This window comes from Kitasatospora sp. YST-16 (assembly GCF_026802215.1).
Taxonomy (GTDB): Bacteria; Actinomycetota; Actinomycetes; order Streptomycetales; family Streptomycetaceae; genus Kitasatospora; species Kitasatospora cineracea.
The window spans coordinates 132,185-146,856 of record NZ_CP113837.1 but is presented as its reverse complement, the minus strand read 5'-3'; the positions used below and the strand labels follow the sequence as shown (position 1 = coordinate 146,856).

General features: G+C 75.7%; 19 protein-coding genes and 2 pseudogenes. 8 read left to right on the top strand and 13 right to left on the bottom strand.

Features of this window, described 5'->3' with window-relative positions; genetic code table 11:
* Positions 1-141 precede the first annotated feature (141 nt).
* A complete protein-coding gene (locus OU787_RS00715) occupies positions 142-522 on the bottom strand; it encodes a VOC family protein (RefSeq protein ID WP_030915110.1) in 381 nt (126 codons plus the stop codon).
* Between the two features lie 251 nt (positions 523-773).
* A pseudogene (locus OU787_RS00710) lies at positions 774-1,654 on the bottom strand (LysR family transcriptional regulator).
* Positions 1,655-1,750: 96 nt separating this feature from the next.
* Here OU787_RS00710 and OU787_RS00705 point away from each other — a divergent pair.
* Positions 1,751-2,509 (top strand): SDR family oxidoreductase, encoded by a 759-nt coding sequence (locus tag OU787_RS00705; protein WP_268658148.1) that lies wholly within the window; start codon positions 1,751-1,753, stop codon positions 2,507-2,509.
* Positions 2,510-2,567: 58 nt separating this feature from the next.
* On the opposite strand, the pseudogene OU787_RS00700 reads toward OU787_RS00705, so the two are convergent.
* A pseudogene (locus tag OU787_RS00700) lies at positions 2,568-3,292 on the bottom strand (MerR family transcriptional regulator).
* Between the two features lie 97 nt (positions 3,293-3,389).
* Between OU787_RS00700 and OU787_RS00695 the strand changes: the two are divergent.
* The 3 genes from OU787_RS00695 (at position 3,390) to OU787_RS00685 (ending at position 4,995) form a co-directional block, all read left to right on the top strand.
* On the top strand, positions 3,390-3,899 hold the full coding sequence (locus tag OU787_RS00695; RefSeq protein ID WP_268658147.1) for a DUF4188 domain-containing protein: 510 nt from the start codon (positions 3,390-3,392) through the stop codon (positions 3,897-3,899).
* A 154-nt stretch (positions 3,900-4,053) separates the two neighbouring features.
* Positions 4,054-4,503 (top strand): DUF2199 domain-containing protein, encoded by a 450-nt coding sequence (locus tag OU787_RS00690; protein ID WP_268661775.1) that lies wholly within the window; start codon positions 4,054-4,056, stop codon positions 4,501-4,503.
* A gap of 132 nt (positions 4,504-4,635) precedes the next feature.
* Positions 4,636-4,995: a hypothetical protein gene (locus OU787_RS00685; RefSeq protein WP_268658146.1), complete on the top strand. Its 360-nt coding sequence runs from the start codon at positions 4,636-4,638 to the stop codon at positions 4,993-4,995.
* A gap of 52 nt (positions 4,996-5,047) precedes the next feature.
* On the opposite strand, the gene OU787_RS00680 is transcribed toward OU787_RS00685, so the two are convergent.
* Both OU787_RS00680 and OU787_RS00675 read right to left on the bottom strand, forming a co-directional pair.
* Complete coding sequence (locus tag OU787_RS00680) at positions 5,048-5,428, bottom strand: hypothetical protein (RefSeq protein ID WP_268658145.1); 381 nt, start codon at positions 5,426-5,428, stop codon at positions 5,048-5,050.
* 79 nt (positions 5,429-5,507) lie between these two features.
* Positions 5,508-5,945, bottom strand: a complete 438-nt coding sequence (locus OU787_RS00675; protein WP_268658144.1) for a DUF4345 domain-containing protein — start codon at positions 5,943-5,945, stop codon at positions 5,508-5,510.
* Between the two features lie 136 nt (positions 5,946-6,081).
* On the opposite strand from OU787_RS00675, the gene OU787_RS00670 reads away from it, so the two are divergent.
* Positions 6,082-6,711 carry a TetR/AcrR family transcriptional regulator gene (locus tag OU787_RS00670; protein WP_268658143.1) on the top strand — a complete coding sequence of 210 codons (630 nt, stop codon included), beginning with the start codon at positions 6,082-6,084 and terminating at the stop codon, positions 6,709-6,711.
* A gap of 118 nt (positions 6,712-6,829) precedes the next feature.
* Here the strand turns inward: OU787_RS00670 and OU787_RS00665 are convergent, their stop codons facing one another.
* From OU787_RS00665 to OU787_RS00630, 8 genes are all read right to left on the bottom strand, one after another.
* The gene (locus OU787_RS00665) at positions 6,830-8,653 is read right to left on the bottom strand and encodes a complex I subunit 5 family protein (protein WP_268661774.1); all 1,824 of its coding nucleotides are present in this window, start codon (positions 8,651-8,653) and stop codon (positions 6,830-6,832) included.
* 136 nt (positions 8,654-8,789) lie between these two features.
* A complete protein-coding gene (locus OU787_RS00660; RefSeq protein ID WP_030462070.1) occupies positions 8,790-9,134 on the bottom strand; it encodes a sodium:proton antiporter in 345 nt (114 codons plus the stop codon).
* A complete protein-coding gene (locus tag OU787_RS00655; protein ID WP_442788394.1) occupies positions 9,135-9,872 on the bottom strand; it encodes an MnhB domain-containing protein in 738 nt (245 codons plus the stop codon). It abuts the gene before it with no gap.
* Positions 9,869-10,228 carry a Na(+)/H(+) antiporter subunit B gene (locus OU787_RS34720; RefSeq protein WP_030462072.1) on the bottom strand — a complete coding sequence of 120 codons (360 nt, stop codon included), beginning with the start codon at positions 10,226-10,228 and terminating at the stop codon, positions 9,869-9,871. The genes OU787_RS00655 and OU787_RS34720 overlap by 4 nt, the downstream gene beginning before the upstream one ends.
* On the bottom strand, positions 10,225-10,518 hold the full coding sequence (locus OU787_RS00645) for a cation:proton antiporter (protein ID WP_030915147.1): 294 nt from the start codon (positions 10,516-10,518) through the stop codon (positions 10,225-10,227). The genes OU787_RS34720 and OU787_RS00645 overlap by 4 nt, the downstream gene beginning before the upstream one ends.
* 70 nt (positions 10,519-10,588) lie before the next feature.
* The gene (locus tag OU787_RS00640) at positions 10,589-10,933 is read right to left on the bottom strand and encodes a monovalent cation/H+ antiporter complex subunit F (RefSeq protein ID WP_268658142.1); all 345 of its coding nucleotides are present in this window, start codon (positions 10,931-10,933) and stop codon (positions 10,589-10,591) included.
* Positions 10,930-11,196 carry a hypothetical protein gene (locus OU787_RS00635; RefSeq protein WP_268661977.1) on the bottom strand — a complete coding sequence of 89 codons (267 nt, stop codon included), beginning with the start codon at positions 11,194-11,196 and terminating at the stop codon, positions 10,930-10,932. The genes OU787_RS00640 and OU787_RS00635 overlap by 4 nt, the downstream gene beginning before the upstream one ends.
* 778 nt (positions 11,197-11,974) lie before the next feature.
* Positions 11,975-12,298, bottom strand: coding sequence for a hypothetical protein (locus OU787_RS00630; RefSeq protein ID WP_030462077.1), 324 nt, complete (start codon positions 12,296-12,298; stop codon positions 11,975-11,977).
* A 344-nt stretch (positions 12,299-12,642) separates the two neighbouring features.
* Between OU787_RS00630 and OU787_RS00625 the strand changes: the two genes are divergently transcribed.
* From OU787_RS00625 to OU787_RS00615, 3 genes are all read left to right on the top strand, one after another.
* Entirely contained in the window at positions 12,643-13,572 is a 930-nt protein-coding gene (locus OU787_RS00625) for a SigB/SigF/SigG family RNA polymerase sigma factor (protein WP_268658141.1), read from the top strand.
* 83 nt (positions 13,573-13,655) lie between these two features.
* Positions 13,656-14,165 carry an STAS domain-containing protein gene (locus OU787_RS00620; RefSeq protein ID WP_268658140.1) on the top strand — a complete coding sequence of 170 codons (510 nt, stop codon included), beginning with the start codon at positions 13,656-13,658 and terminating at the stop codon, positions 14,163-14,165.
* A gap of 134 nt (positions 14,166-14,299) precedes the next feature.
* A complete protein-coding gene (locus OU787_RS00615) occupies positions 14,300-14,671 on the top strand; it encodes an ATP-binding protein (protein WP_268658139.1) in 372 nt (123 codons plus the stop codon).
* Position 14,672: the final 1 nt, after the last annotated feature.

Genomic DNA, 14,672 nt, shown 5'->3' with positions numbered 1-14,672 from the left:
GCTCCTGCACGCGTCTGCGCGCCTACGCGTCCGCACGCCTTCGCGCACGGCGGCACCACTGCCGTGCGTCTGACCGCCCCCGCCGGAACGGAAACACGGCGGGGCGGCAAGGAGGGGAGGAACAATGGGGCGGGGGAGCGGTCAGAGCTCCCTGATCCGGGCCTTGAGCAGGCAGAACACGTTGCCCTCCGGGTCGGCCAGGACGTGCCAGGGCTCCTCGCCGGTCTGCCCGATGTCGGCCGGGCGGGCCCCCAGGGCGAGCAGCCGCTCCAGCTCGGCGCCCTGGTCGCGGTCGGTCGGGTTGACGTCGAAGTGCAGCCGGGCCCCGACCGGCCCCGGATCGGCGCAGGCGCTCAGGAACAGCGTCGGCTGCGCACCGCCGAAGCCCTCGCGCGGACCGACCTCGACACTGCCGTCCGCCTCCCGGCCGACCACCACGAAATCCAGCACCTCGCACCAGAACCGGGCCAGCGCCTCGGGTTCACGGCACTCGAGCACGAGCTCACTGATCCGACACGCCATCGACCGAACCTGCTTCCGGGGAGGAGGAGTTGACGACCCGTCCGCACCCGGTGACCCGGCGGTCGCCCCGGCGCGCACCCGCCGCCGACCGTACCCGGGGCCCCGGACGGACGCGACGGATTTTCCCACCGCCCGACCCCGGCGTGTCGCCCCTCCGCGGCGTGTCGCCCGACCACGGCGTGTCGCCCCTCCGCGGCCGGACCCGGCCGTCGACGGCGGCGGCCTGGTGCAGCCGTAACGGCCTGGCCCGGTCAGGACGGCGGCGGCGGGCCGAGCCGTACGGCCGTGCGGACCAGTGCGGCGAGGGGCAGCGAGCGGCTGTGCGGCGGCCAGGCGATGTGGGTGACGATGGGCGGCGCGTCGGTGAGCGGCACCGCGGCGTGCTCGGCCCACAGCCAGGCCCGGGCAGAGGCCGGGAAGACGGCCATGGTGCGTCCGAGGGCGATCAGTTGGGCCAGTTGCGTCTGGTCGCGGACCTCGGGGCCCGGGCCGGGCGGGTAGGTGCCGCGGCGGGGCCAGCGGGCCATCGGGAGGTCCGGGAGGTCGCCCACGTCGGCCATGGACAGGCTCGCGCGGGCGGCCAGCGGGTGCCGGGCGGGCAGGACGGCGATCTGACCCTCGGTCAGCAACTGCTCGCTGTCGAACCCGGCCAGGGAGTTGTACGGCGAGTGCATCAGCGCCACGTCGGCGCGGCCGTCGCGCAGCATGTCCTCCTGCTCGCAGGTGCCGCTCGGCAGCACCTCGACCTCGGCGGCGCCCGGCTCGGCCGCGTAGGCGTCGAGCAGCCTGCGCAGCAGCTCGTGGGAGGCCGCGGCCTTCACCGTCAGCACCAGGCGGTCGCGGCGGCCCCCGCGCCGTCGGTGCCGCCGGCCCGGCAGGTGCGGCGCGCGGCGGCGGCGGTCGCGGCGAGGGCCGCGCGGCCCTCGCGCAGCAGCACCTCCCCGGCGCCGGTCAGCGCGACGCCGCGGCGGTTGCGCTCCAACAGGCGTACGCCGAGCCGCCGTTCGAGCTGCTGGATGGCCCGGGACAGCGGCGGCTGCGCCATGCCGAGGCGCTCGGCGGCCCGTCCGAAGTGCAGTTCCTCGGCCACGGCCGTGAAGTACGTCAGCTCGCGGGTCTCCAGGGTGTCCACGGCCACAGCGTACGCCGCCGGTGATACCCGCCGGGTATGACAGGGCACCGTACCGGTGTTGGAAGCGCCGCCCCTCCGCGGGCGAGGATCGGCGGCATGAGCGAAGCAGTCATGAACGACACCACGAGGATCGCGCTGGTCACCGGCGCCAACAAGGGAATCGGGTACGAGATCGCGGCCGGACTCGGCGCCCTCGGCCACCGGGTGGGCGTGGGGGCCCGCGACGCGGACCGGCGCGAGGCCGCCGTCCGCAAGCTGCGCGAGGCCGGGATCGACGCGTTCGGGGTACCGCTGGACGTGACCGGCGACCGGAGCGTCGCCGAGGCCGCGGAACTGGTCGAACGGCAGGCCGGACGCCTGGACGTGCTGGTCAACAACGCCGGCATCTCCGGGCCGCCGACCGGCCGGGGCTGGGAGCAGGACCCGACCGCGCTCGACCTCGACGTGGTCCGGGCCGTCGTGGAGACCAACGTCATCGGCGTCATCCGGGTCACCAACGCGATGCTGCCGCTGCTGCGGCGCTCGGCGTCACCGCGGATCGTCAACCTCTCCAGCACCGTCGGCTCCCTGACCCTGCAGGCGGACCCCGGCACCGACGTCGGCCCGGTCATGGCCGCCTACGCGCCGACCAAGACCTTCCTCAACGCCGTCACCGTGCACTACGCCCGGCAGTTCGCCGGCACGGGCATCCTGGTCAACGCCGCCTGCCCCGGCCTGGTCGCCACCGACTTCACCGGCTTCCACGGCTCCCGGACCGCCGCGCAGGGCGCGGCCGCCGCGATCCGGCTCGCCACCCTGCCCGACGACGGCCCGACCGGCTCGTTCTCCGACGACGCCGGCGTCATCCCCTGGTGACGGGCCCCGGCCCCCGGTCTGGCCCCGGCTCTGTGACGGGCCCGTCGCGAACCGCCGGTCAGAGTCCGTAGCGGCGGTTGGACTCCTCGCACTGGGCCAGGCGGCGCAGGTTGAGCAGGACCGGCTCGAACAGGGCGGCGGAGGCGACGGCGTACTCCGTCTGCTCCCGTGGGGTGGGGAGCTGCTCCATCCGGTCCAGGTCGTGGGCGGCGGCCTGCTCCATGGTGCGGGCGTACGGGAGCAGGTCGTCGGCGTCCAGGGGGTAGCCGAGGCGGTGCAGGGTGGCGAGGGTGGTGACCAGGGCGCGGTGGGCGGGGGAGAGCGCGCCGAGCTCGCGGGCCGCCGACCAACCGAGCCGGGCCAGCAGCTCGTCGACCAGCAGGTCGGCGGCGGCGCGGTGCGGGTCGACGGCGGCCTCCCGGGACGGGTCCGCGGCCCCCGCCGCCCGCCGGCAGCCTCCCGGGACGGGTCCGCGGCCTCCGCCGGGGCGCCGGGGGCCTCCCCGGCGGGGTGCGGCAGGGCCCAGAGCGCCGCGCCGAGCCGCACGGTCAGGCCGAGCGAGTCGTCGTCGACGTGCGCCAGCACCTCCCGCACGGTGGCCACCGGGATCCGCCCGACCTGGATCATCGCCCGCACCAGCCGCAGCCGCCGCAGGTGGGACTCGTCGTACTCGGCCTGGGTGGCGTTGATCCGGCGGCCGGGCGGGAGCAGTCCCTCGCGCAGGTAGTACTTGACCGTGGCGAGCGGGACGCCGCTCCGCTCGCCGAGATCCGCCAGGCGCATCCCCTTGTGCCCTCCGTTGACGAGTGCCACTATCCGAAGCACTTGGTGAGTGGGGCTATCCAATCACGGGCGGCCCGACGGAGACGAGGGGGACACCATGCCTGCGAAACCGATACCCGGCCGGACCACCGCCGCAGCCGACGGCAAGGTCGTCCTCTTCCTGATCGGCATGCGGATCAACCACTTCCGAGCCCCGCACCACTGGCTGCCGGTCTTCCTCGCCATGCCCCGGATGCTCCGCGAACTCTCCCGCGACCCCGACAGCGGCCTGCTCGGCTACCAGCTGCTCACCGGCTCGCCCCGCACCTACTACGTCGTCCAGTACTGGGAGTCCGAGGAGAAACTGCTCGCCTACGCCGCCGCCCCCGGCAAACTGCACCGCAAGGCCTGGGCGATGATCAACCGCTTCGAACGCAACTCCCGCCAGCACGTGGGCATCTGGCACGAGACGTACATCGTCCCGCCCGGCAACTACGAAGCCATCTACGGCGACATGCCCCCCTACGGCCTCGCCGCCGCCACCGGCACCCTCCCCCTCGAACACCGCGGCCGCACCGCCCGCGACCGCCTCGCCCACGGCAAGCAACACCCCCGGCAACAACCCTGACCCCGCCCCACGACCGGCCGACAGGCCGACCGGCCGGGCCCGGTGCGCGGCGGTCGGCGAGGGCGCCGTCACAGGCGGTGGCTAGGCTCCTGCCATGTCCGACGACCCCGGTTTCACCTGCTCCTGCTGCGGTGCGCACCACGCAGAGACCCCCATGAACTACTCGGCCACGGCTCCCGCCGTCTGGGACCCCGGCTTCGAGGCGGACGGCGACAGCATGCTGTCGTCCGACCAGTGCGTCATCAAGGGGCAGCACTTCTTCATCAGGGGCTTGATCGAGATACCGGTGATCGGCAGCGCGGACGTCTTCTCCTGGGGCGTCTGGGTCTCGCTGAGCAGGGACAACTTCGCCCGCGCGCTCGACAGGTGGAACACGGAGGGCCGGGAGTCCGAGCCGCCCTACTTCGGCTGGCTCAGCACCGAACTCACGCCCTACTCGCCCGGCACCCTCAACCTGAAGACCAACGCCCACACCCGGCCGCTCGGCAGGCGCCCCTTCATCGAACTCGAGCCCACCGACCACCCGCTCGCCGTGGAACAGCGCACCGGCATCACCCGCGCCCGGGTGCGCGAGATCGCCACGGCCGTCCTGCACCCGTCCTGACCCCGCGCCGGGCCCGGGCCAAAACGCTTGGCTCCGGGTCGGGTCGGGTGGCTACGCTCGCGGCATCGAATCGGACGGGGGGCTGGAGCTGCTGGGCCCGGTCCGGGGTGGCTGTGTTGTGGGGAGGACCGGATGGACGTGCCCGAGCCGTTGACCGAGGAGGAGCTCGCCGGGATCGAGGAGCTCCTCGCGGCCACCACTCCCGGGCCCTGGTACGTCCGGTCGCTCGACGACGACCATGCGATGTGCCTGGTCGCCGTCAGCACGGTGCCGGACACCGGGCTCGGTGAGCGCTGGCCGGACTTCGACCACCACGAGATCGTGGCGGCCACGCTCGTCCAGCAGCCGCGCTACGTCGACGTGGTCGACGAACGCTGGGACGAGAACGCCGCGTTCATCGCCGGCGCCCGGCAGGACGTCCCCCGGCTGGTCGCGGAGGTCCGGCGCCTCAACCGGCTGCTGGCGGCGGGCCGGGCGGCCGGGGCGGAGTGACGCCGCACGCCCCCGGCGGGGCCGGAGGCGTGCGGGGGTGGCCGGGTGCGGGTCAGGGGCACCTGGGGATGGCGTTGTTGTGGAACGCGGCGGCGCCGTCGACGTAGGGGGCGAAGACCCAGCCGCCGACCTGCTGGTAGGGCGCGCCGCCGTAGATCTCCTGGAAGGCGTGGTACCAGACGTCGCCGAAGGTGCCGACGTTGCCGCCGACGGTCCAGCAGTTCACGGCGACCGAGTCGCCAGGGTGCAGGTCGGGCACGCCGACCTTGGCGGAGCCCGCGTTGGGCGACGAGTAGACGCCGGCGCTGTAGGTGGTGCCGAGGGCGATCACGACGCTGCCCGAGGCCGGGGCGCTGCCGGCGCCGATGGCGGCGGTGGTCGCCGCGACGAGTACGGCGGTGGACGCGGCGACGCGCTTGAGCACCTTGCCCATGGCTTGTTCCCCCTTGGAGTCGTGCGGCCTGCCTGAGGTATCCATGACAACAGGGGTGGGGAGGGGGTGCCATCCGGTTTCAGGACAACGTCGCGCCGGGCCGGGCCCGGCCTGCCGGGGTGGCCTGCGCGGCCCGGGCGGCGGCCCGGGTGTCGGCGGTGGCCAGGGCGAAGTAGACCGGGGGGAGGGCCAGTTCGATCGCCAGCAGGACGAGCTGGAACCAGTTCGGGCGCCCGGCGACGGCCAGCGAGAGGATCCGGCCGAGGGCGCCGAGCAGGAAGAGGCCGGCCAGGGCGCGGACCGGGGCGGGCGGGATCGGGCGTTGGCGGGCCGTCCAGAGCCAGGCCAGGCCGTAGCCCGCGAAGACCGCGCCGAGGAAGCGGTTGAGCGAGTCGACGGTGGGCCCGGCGTCGGTGGCGCCGGGGACGATCGCGTTGCCCGCCAGCAGGTGCAGCAGGCCGATGGCCGCGCAGGCGAAGCCCATCGCGTATGAGAGGAACCGCAGTGTTCTGGCCATCGCCCGTCAACTCCACTCCACTGTGCCGCCCACCCGGGGCGGTCTGGTTGACACGTGTCTACTAGCGGGTGCGACTCCAGGGTGGGCGCGCGGGCCGGAGCCTGTCAAGTAGACACGCGTCCAGTAGGATCGGGGCATGTCGACCGCCCCGCGCCGCCGCCTCACCCCCGACCAGCGGCGGGCCCAACTGCTCGCCGTCGGAGCGGAGTTGTTCGCCGCGCACCCGTACGAGGCGGTGCTGATGGAGGAGGTCGCCGAGCGGGCTGGCGTCTCGCGGGCCCTGCTCTACCGGCACTTCCCGGGCAAGCACGAACTGTTCGCCGCCGTCTACCGGCAGGCCGCCGACCGGCTGCTCGCCGCCACCCGCCTCGACCCGGCGGCGACCCTGGTGCAGCAGCTCGCCCAGGGGCTGGACGCGCACCTCGACTACTTCGTGGCCAACCGCCACGCCGTGCTCGCCGCCAACCGGGTCCTCGCGGGCGACCCCGTGGTGCAGACGATCATGGCGGAGGAGCTGGACGCGCTGCGCGCCCGACTGCTGGCCGTCCTCCCGCTGGCGGGCGAGGACGCCCGCGCCACCGTCTCGACCGTGCTGAAGAGCTGGCTGGTGTTCGTCCAGGTGCTCTGCGTCGACTGGCTCACCGAACCGACCTGCAGCCGCTCCGAGTTGCGCGACGTCTGCATCGGCGCGGTGCTCGGCGCCCTGCGCCCGCTGCTGCCGGTCGACCCGGCCCCCGGGTGGGACGGCTCCTGGGACGGCTCGTAGACGGACGGACTGACGGACGGACGGCCCGGCCGTCGAGGAAAGCCCGCCGAGGACCGGCTGCTGAGGGCCGCCCGCCGAGGCGCGGCTGCTGGGACCGCCCGCCGGGGCGCGGAGCGGGTCAGGACAGGGCGGCGACCGCGGCGAGCAGCCCGGCCAGGCCGACCAGCAGCCAGGTGACGTAGTCGCCCAGCAGCCCGGAGTGCAGGCGGCGCAGCGCCCGGACGGCGTGCCGGGCCCAGGCGGGGGCGGGCAGCGGGCGGTGCAGCGCGGTGGCGGCGAGGGCCGCGGCCAGCGCGGTGGAGAGCAGGCCGAGCAGGATGCCGGAGGCCGTCCAGTCGGCCGGGGGAGCGGGCAGCGGAGGGGCGGCCGCACCGTCCAGGACGGCGCCGAGGTACCCGGAGCGGTCGGTGAACCGGGCCGCCGCAGCCGCGATCACGCGTCCGACGGCGGGCACCAGGCCGACCGCGAGGCAGCTGGCCAGCAGCAGGGCCGGGACGGCGACCATCGGGCGGGGCAGCGACCGCTGCGGCCCGCGGACCTCCGGCTCCTCGCCCTCGCCGCTGGTCTCCGGCTCGCCCGGGCGCTCCGCCGGGTGCCGCCCCCAGCCGCCGAACACCCGGGCGCAGGCCCGCAGCACGGCGGCGCCGGTCACGGCGGAGACCAGCACGTACAGGGCGGGCAGCCACCAGGCCCACGCGCCGGCCGCGTGCTCGGCGACCGCTTTGCCCAGCCCCGTCCCGAACGGCGGCAGCCCGGCCAGCGCCAGCCCGCCCGCCGCGAACAGGCAGGCCACCAGCGGGAGTCGGCGCCCGCGGCCGAACAGCCCGTGCTCGTCGACCGAGCCGAAGCGGTCCAGCAGCACCCCGCACAGCCCGAACAGCGCGGCCTTGGCGCCCGCGTGCGCGGCCAGGTAGACGGCAGTGCCCGCCACCGACTCCGGCGTCAGCAGCGCGAACCCGACCAGGAACAGTCCGACGTGCCCGATCGTGGAGAACGCCAGCAGCCGTTTCAGGTGCCGCTGCTGCCAGCACATCAGGGCGCCGGTCAGCGCGGTCGCCGCCCCCACCGCCAGCAGCACCGGGCGCACCGCGTCCGCCGGGACGCCGCCCGGCCCGCCGAACACCGTCCACCGGATCCGGGCCGCGCCGTACGCGCCGAGCTCCACCATGATGCCCGACAGCAGCATGCACACCGGGCTGGGCGCGACGGCGTGCGCGTCCGGCAGCCAGAAGTGGAACGGCACGGCGGCGGCCTTCACCAGCGGCCCGGCCAGCACCAGCACGAACGCGCAGCGCACCAGGGCGTCCGGCGGCCGGGCGTCCAGCGTGTGGCCGAGCTGGGCCAGGCCGAGCTCGCCGGTGCGCGCGTACAGCAGGCCGATGCCGAGCAGCGAGGCGTACGCCGCAAGGGAGTTGACGATGCCGAAGGCGAGCGCGCCCTGCAGCGGGCGCGGGTCCTCGATCCGGTAGCCGGTCAGCGCGTACGCCACCGCGCCCATCAGCTCGAAGAACACGAAGGCGTCGAACAGGTCGCCGGTGAGGGCGAACCCGGTCATCCCGGCCGAGAAGAGCAGCAGCAGCGCCGGGTACACGCCGCCCTTGTCGCCCGCCGGTTCGTCGAAGTACCGCCAGGAGTAGGCGAGTACGGCCAGCACCAGGACCGCGGCGAGCAGCGCGGCCAGCACGCCGATCCGGTCGGCGGCCAGCACGATGCCCACCGACTCCCCGCCCACCGGTGTCCAACCGCCCAGCCAGGACACCGAGACGCCGTCCCCGGTGCGCACCCACAGCGCGCCCAGGCAGAGCACCTGCGCGGCCGAGCAGCAGGTGGCGACGGTGTCGCGGGCCGTCCGCGGCAGCCACCGCCCGGTCACCGCCAGCAGCACCGCCCCCAGCAGCGGCAGCACCACGCCCAGCGGCAGCAGGTCCGCGGCGGACGGCAGCGCGACGGCGAGCGGCGACAGCCCCCCGGACGGCAGCCCCCCGGATGGCAGGCTCCCGGACACTGGGCCCGCGGGCGGCAGGCTCCCGGCGAGCGGCAGGACCGCGGACGGCAGCGCGGCGGACAGCGGCACCCCGTCAGCCCCGCAGGCCGGTCAGCAGCTGCGGGTCGACGGTGCCGTGGCGCTTGCGCAGCTGGATCACCAGCGCCAGCAGCAGCGCGGTGACGGTCGCGCCGACCACCACGTCGGTGAGCGCCAGCGCCTGCACCACCGGATCGACCACCGGCGCGTCGGTCGGCAGGTCGGAGAAGACCGGTGCGGTCGCCCCGGAACGGTAGCCGACCGTCAGCAGCAGCACGTACGTGGAGGACTGCGCCACCGCCAGGCACCCCACCGCGTGGATCAGGTTCCGGCTGGTCACCAGCCCGTAGCAGCCCGCCAGCAGGACCCACCCCGCCACCAGGTACGGCAGCACGCCCATTCAGTCCCCGTTCCTCTCCTCGGTCTCCACCGCCTGCTCCAGGAAGTGCGCCAGCAGCACGATCACCCCGCACGCCACCTCCACCCCCACCGCCGCGTTGACCAGCGCCACCAGGCCGCTGGAGGCGAGGGTGTTGAACGTCCCCAGCGGCAGCACGTTCTGCAGGTACGCCCCGCCCGCCGCCAGCCCCGCGAACCCCAGCGCCGCGAACGCCCCCGCCGCCACCCCGTCCGCGACGTCCAGCACCGCCAGCGGGCGCAGCCGCCGCAGCGCCCGGTAGTCGGCGGCGACGTACGCCAGGTGCAGGCCGGTGGCCAGCACCACCCCGCCCTGGAAGCCGCCGCCCGGGCTGAGCGCGCCGTGCGCCACCACGTACGCGCCGGTCAGCAGCGCGAACGGCAGCAGGGTCGCGCCGAGCACCCGGGTGCCGGACAGCAGTTGTCCGGGCGCGGGCCGGTGGCGCCGCTCGTCGCGGGCCAGCCGCAGCAGCAGCGTGGCGCCGAGCACCGACGCGAACAGGATCGACTCCTCGCCGAGGGTGTCGAACGCCCGCTGGTCGAAGTTGACGGAGGACACCGCGTTGGCCGTGCGGTGCGCCAGCGCGGCCGCCACCGCCCGTTCCCCGTACGGGTGTTGGTCGCCGCCGAAGGCCGGCAGGCGCAGCGCGGCGGCACCGAACGCGACGGCCAGGCCGACCGCCGCCGGGACGAACAGCGCGAGCCGGACGCCCGGCCTCACCGCGCCGCCCGCCCGCGCCCGGCCCGGCGGCCGCCGTCCCCGCGGTCCTTGCAGTCCTCGCCGTCCCCGCCGTCCTCGCCGTCCTTGCTGGGCCCGTCGTCCCCACCAGGGGCTTTGCGGGCGGGTTCGCGGCGCACCTTGCGGACGGTCAGCAGGATCAGCAGCGGGGTGATCGCGGTGCCGACGCCGAGTTGGGACAGCGCCACGTCCGGTGCCTGCAGGACGGTGAACAGGAAGGCCAGGGCGAGGCCGAGCCCGGACAGCACGACCGCCTGCCGGGCCGGGTCGCGGGTCAGCACCGCGAGGGTGGCGAACGCGGCGGTCAGCAGCAGGGCGACCGCGATCAGCCCGGTCACTCCGACCGTCCCGGGTCGAGGCGGACGGTCAGCCGCCCGATCGCCATCGTGGTGACCGGCCCGGCGGCCAGCACCAGCGCCCCGATCAGCAGCAGCTTCCCCGCCGCCCGCCCCGGCCCGGTCTGCACGGCCACCGCCACCGCCGTCAACGGCACCCCCAGGGTGCTCGCCGCCGCCAGCGCGTGCAGCCGCAGGTAGCGCCCGGGTAGCCGGGCGAACGCCGCGGCGGCGAGCAGCAGCGCCCCCGACCCGGCCGCCAGCACACCCAGCGCGACGGCGTGGCGCGACATCAGCCCTCGCCCGGCGCGGGGAGCGCGGATCGCTTCAACAGGGCTGATGGCAACGGTGGTTGACGCATCATCAGCCCTCTTCCGGTCGGGACGGCCGGGACGGCCGGGACGGTCGAGGCGGCCCGGACGGTCCGGACGGCTCGGAGGACCGGGCGTGGTCCTGGTGCGGTTCGCCCGCCAGCAGCCGGGTGAACACCAGCGTCCCGGCGGGGGCGAGGGTGGCGAGCACCAGGGCGAGGTCCGTGTAGGAGGGGCGGTCCAGTCCCTGGGCGAGCAGCAGGAACAGCGCCACCAGCACCGTCCCGGCCAGCGTCAGGGCGGCGAGCCGCTCCTCCGCCGCGCCGACCGCGCAGCGGTACAGGCACGGGGCGAGGGCGGCGCAGTCCACCGTCGCGGCGATCAACCAGCCGTTCACCGGGCCCCGTCCTTCCCGGGCGCCAACGCCCGTTCCAGCAGGCCGGGTTCGGGGACGAGCAGGTGTACCCGGGGTGGGCGGTCGGCGACGGCGTAGCCGCCGGGGGTCGCCGAGTAGAGGATCAACGCCCAGGCGGGGCCGGTGCGTTCGGGGAGCGGGAGGTCGCGCAGCACGGGCCGGGCCAGGCCCGGTCGGGCGGTGACCGCGGCCAGCCGCCAGGTGTCCGCGAGCACCGACAGCGGCCAGGCCCACAGGGCCGCCACCAGCCGCGCGCCCCGCCGAGCCGGGCGCCGGACGCGCGCCGCGCCGGGCCGGCCGCGGCCGCGCCCAGCAGCGCGGCCAGCGCGCCGACCAGCAGTTCGAGGGCGTCGACGGTCGAGATCAGCACCGTGTACAGGCCGCAGAGCACGGCCCACCACAGGGCCGCCTCCGCCACCGCCGTCCACCGCACCCGCCGCTCCCGTCCGCCGCCGGGCCCCTCCGGCCCCGGGTCCGCCCCGGGCCGGGCCCCGGCCGATCCCGCAGGACGCTAGCGGTGCCCGGCCCCGGCGGGTCGGGCACCGCGCCGCCGCCCGGAGCGGGCGTCATCCGTTCGGCTCAACGGGGTCGGGATCCGTTCGGCTCAACGGTGCCGGGCCGGTTGCCGCGGCGGGCAGGGGGCCCCGCGGTCACGGGGCCGGCTGCGGCTGCGGGGTGGGCTCGGGGTGCGGTTCGGGCCGGAACGGGGGCCGTGGCGGTCCGGCGGCTCCGGGTCCGGGTGGGGCTGCCCGGGCGGCTCGGGGTCCGGGGCGGGGTCAGGCCGGCCGGGCCCCGGCGGGCCCGGGTTCGGGGGCTGCGGGTCGTGCGGGACCGGCGGGGCGATCGGCGGGTCCGGGTCCGGCAGCGGCGGGCTGGGGGCGAGCGGGTCGGGCGGGTCGGTCGGCCGGGGCGGGACGTCGGGCGGATCGGGCGGCCGGACGTCCGGGTCGGTGGGCATCGGAATGGTGTCCGCGAACGCCGCGAGGGCCGCGGGTGCCGCGGGGGCCGTGGTGGTCATCGGCGTCACCGTCCCAGCGCGTGCGCGAGCTGGGACTTGTTCATCTTCGAGCGCCCCTCGATGCCGCGCTGCCGCGCCTCGTTGTACAGCTGGTCGTACGTCGGGCCCTGGGCCCCGCGGTGCGAGCGCTTGCCGCCCCGGTGCCCGGAAGAGACGTCGTGGGTGGAGCTGCGGCTCGCGGTGCGGCTCTCGCCGTGCCGGGCGCGTTCCTTGTTCACGGTGCGGGCGGCGATCTCCTCGGCGCGCTTCTCGCTCGTCCCGCGCTCCAGCTGGCTCTCCTTGATGTGCTCGTACTGGCGCTCCCGCTTGGGGCTCGATCCGGCGGGCATGGTGGGACTCCTTTCGTCGCCGGACGGGTCACCCGGCGCGCATACCCGGATGAAGGCGGCCGAACCGGGTGAATCGGGTTTGCCCTCGGCGAACGGGGTAGGAGTAGGGCGCCACGCCGAGCGCGCACCGCCCGACGCGGCCGACCCGAAGAGGTCCGTCCCATCACGGCACGCGAGCCGTGAGCTGGGAGCCGTCGCCTGAAGAAGCCGGGTTCCACGGTTCTCCGCCCGCCGCGCCGTCGTGCGGCCCACCGAGTCCCGGACGGGGCATCCCACCGTCCGGAGCCCGGCACACCGCCGTTCCGGCGCCAGGCGGGTCCCGCCGTCCCCGGAGATGACTCCCCGTGACCACCACCTCCACGCTCCGCAGTACCCCCGTACCCTCCTCCGCCCCCGGGGCGGACGAGGTCGACCCGATGCACCGGCCCACCCGCCGGGAGATGCGGGCCATGGGCAAGTACGAGGCCCGCCGGCTCAGCGACGCGCTGTTCGTCCGGCTGGCCGAGCTGCCGCCCGAGGACCCCGCCCACAGCTACGTTCGGGGCACCCTGATCGAACTCAACATGCCGCTGGTGCGGTTCGTCGCCGCCCGGTTCCGGCACCGCCCCGAGGAACTCGACGACATCATCCAGGTCGGCACCGTCGGACTGATCAAGGCCGTCGACGGCTTCGACCCGCAGCGCGGCGTCGAGTTCGTCACGTACGCGATCCCCACCGTCTCCGGCGAGATCAAGCGGTTCTTCCGCGACACCTCGTGGCCGCTGCGCGTCCCGCGCAGCGTGCAGGAGCGCTACCTGGCGGCCGCCCACGCCTCCGACCGGCTCGAACAGGCCCTCGGACGGCTGCCCGACACCGCCGAGATCGCCGAGGAACTGCACGTCACCGAGGACCAGGCCGCCGAAGGGATCGACGCCGGCCGGCTGTGCCGCTGCGACTCGCTCGACTCGCTGCGCGACGACGACTCCGACGACACCGGCAGCGCCCTGATCAACCGGCTCGGCAGCTGCGACCCCGAACTCGAGGTCGCCGAACTCCGGGTGATGGCCAAGCCGTTCATCAGTCGCCTGCCCGAACGGGAACGCACCGTGCTGCTGCTGCGGTTCTGGGGCGGACTCACCCAGAGCGAGATCGCCACCGAGATCGGCGTCTCCCAGATGCACGTCTCCCGGATCCTCTCCGCCACCCTCGCCGGGCTGCGCGCCCAGGTCGAGGGCGCGGCCGGCGGCCCGGACGAGGAGAGTGGACGGGACGCAGGGCACGGCGGGTCCGATTGAGCCGCGGGCCACTGGGTAGCCGCCCACAGGTGGCCGCCCCAGGGGCGACGAGTCGACGCCGAACGGCAGGAGGTGTGCGAACCGTGGACGCACAGCCGGGCGCGGGCCCCGTCGGCCCGCTCACCGCCACCCCGCTCACCGTCGTGCTGCGCCATCCGCCCGACGCGCTGGTGGTGCGGCCCGAGGGCGAACTCGACCACGACAGCGTCGAGCCGCTGCGCGAAGTCCTCGAACGCGCCGTCGCCGACCCGCCCGGCCGGCTGGTGGTGGACTGCGGCGGCCTCGAGTTCTGCGACTCCACCGGCCTCAACCTGCTGCTGCGCGCCCACGCCGCCGCCCGGCGGGTCGGCCTGCCCCTGCTGCTGGCCGCGCCCGGGACGGCGTTCCTCCGCCTGCTGGAGATCACCGGCGCGGACGAGGTGCTCGACCTCCGCCCCACCGTCGAGGACGCGCTCACGGCGCCACCCGCCCCACCGGCGGGGCCACCCGGCGGGGCGGACGACGCACCGGGTGCGCCCACTACGGCTGACGCGCCCGGCGAGGCCGACGCGCCCGGCGCGGCCGATGCGTCCGATGCGTCCGGGGAGTCGTGATGGCGGCGCGTCCCGCAGAACCGACGGGTCCTACCGGCTCCACGGGCTCCACGGGCTCCACGGACCCCGCCGATCGGCCGGCCCCGGGCCGGGCGGAGCGGCGCCGCCTGCCGCTGGCCACCGCGCCCGGGGCGGTGGCCCGGAGCCGGGAGTTCACCCGCAGCGCGCTGCGGGCCTGGGGGTGGCTGCCCGGGGCGGACGACCGGACCCGGACCGCGGCCGAGGACGTGCTGCTGATGACCAGCGAACTGGTGACCAACGCCTGCCAGCACGCGGCCGGCCCCTACACGCTGGAACTGACCAGGTACGGACCGCTGTTGCGGGTCGAGGTCCGGGACGCCGACGACCGCCCGCCCACGCTGCGCCTGCGCCGGGAGCCCGCCCGGCCCGGCGGCCACGGGCTGCTGGTGGTCGACCGGCTGTCCGCCGCCTGGGGCAGCGAGCCGGTCGAGGGCGGCGGCAAGACGGTGTGGCTGGAGATCGTCCGTCCTCCGGCGGAACCCTGAA

Bases quoted from the DNA above. Each gene is read 5' to 3' on its own strand.
- OU787_RS00715 (WP_030915110.1), bottom strand. From the start codon at position 522: ATGGCGTGTCGGATCAGTGAGCTCGTGCTCGAGTGCCGTGAACCCGAG.
- OU787_RS00705 (WP_268658148.1), top strand. From the start codon at position 1,751: ATGAGCGAAGCAGTCATGAACGACACCACGAGGATCGCGCTGGTCACC.
- OU787_RS00695 (WP_268658147.1), top strand. From the start codon at position 3,390: ATGCCTGCGAAACCGATACCCGGCCGGACCACCGCCGCAGCCGACGGC.
- OU787_RS00690 (WP_268661775.1), top strand. From the start codon at position 4,054: ATGAACTACTCGGCCACGGCTCCCGCCGTCTGGGACCCCGGCTTCGAG.
- OU787_RS00685 (WP_268658146.1), top strand. From the start codon at position 4,636: ATGGACGTGCCCGAGCCGTTGACCGAGGAGGAGCTCGCCGGGATCGAG.
- OU787_RS00680 (WP_268658145.1), bottom strand. From the start codon at position 5,428: ATGGGCAAGGTGCTCAAGCGCGTCGCCGCGTCCACCGCCGTACTCGTC.
- OU787_RS00675 (WP_268658144.1), bottom strand. From the start codon at position 5,945: ATGGCCAGAACACTGCGGTTCCTCTCATACGCGATGGGCTTCGCCTGC.
- OU787_RS00670 (WP_268658143.1), top strand. From the start codon at position 6,082: ATGTCGACCGCCCCGCGCCGCCGCCTCACCCCCGACCAGCGGCGGGCC.
- OU787_RS00660 (WP_030462070.1), bottom strand. From the start codon at position 9,134: ATGGGCGTGCTGCCGTACCTGGTGGCGGGGTGGGTCCTGCTGGCGGGC.
- OU787_RS00645 (WP_030915147.1), bottom strand. From the start codon at position 10,518: ATGTCGCGCCACGCCGTCGCGCTGGGTGTGCTGGCGGCCGGGTCGGGG.
- OU787_RS00630 (WP_030462077.1), bottom strand. From the start codon at position 12,298: ATGCCCGCCGGATCGAGCCCCAAGCGGGAGCGCCAGTACGAGCACATC.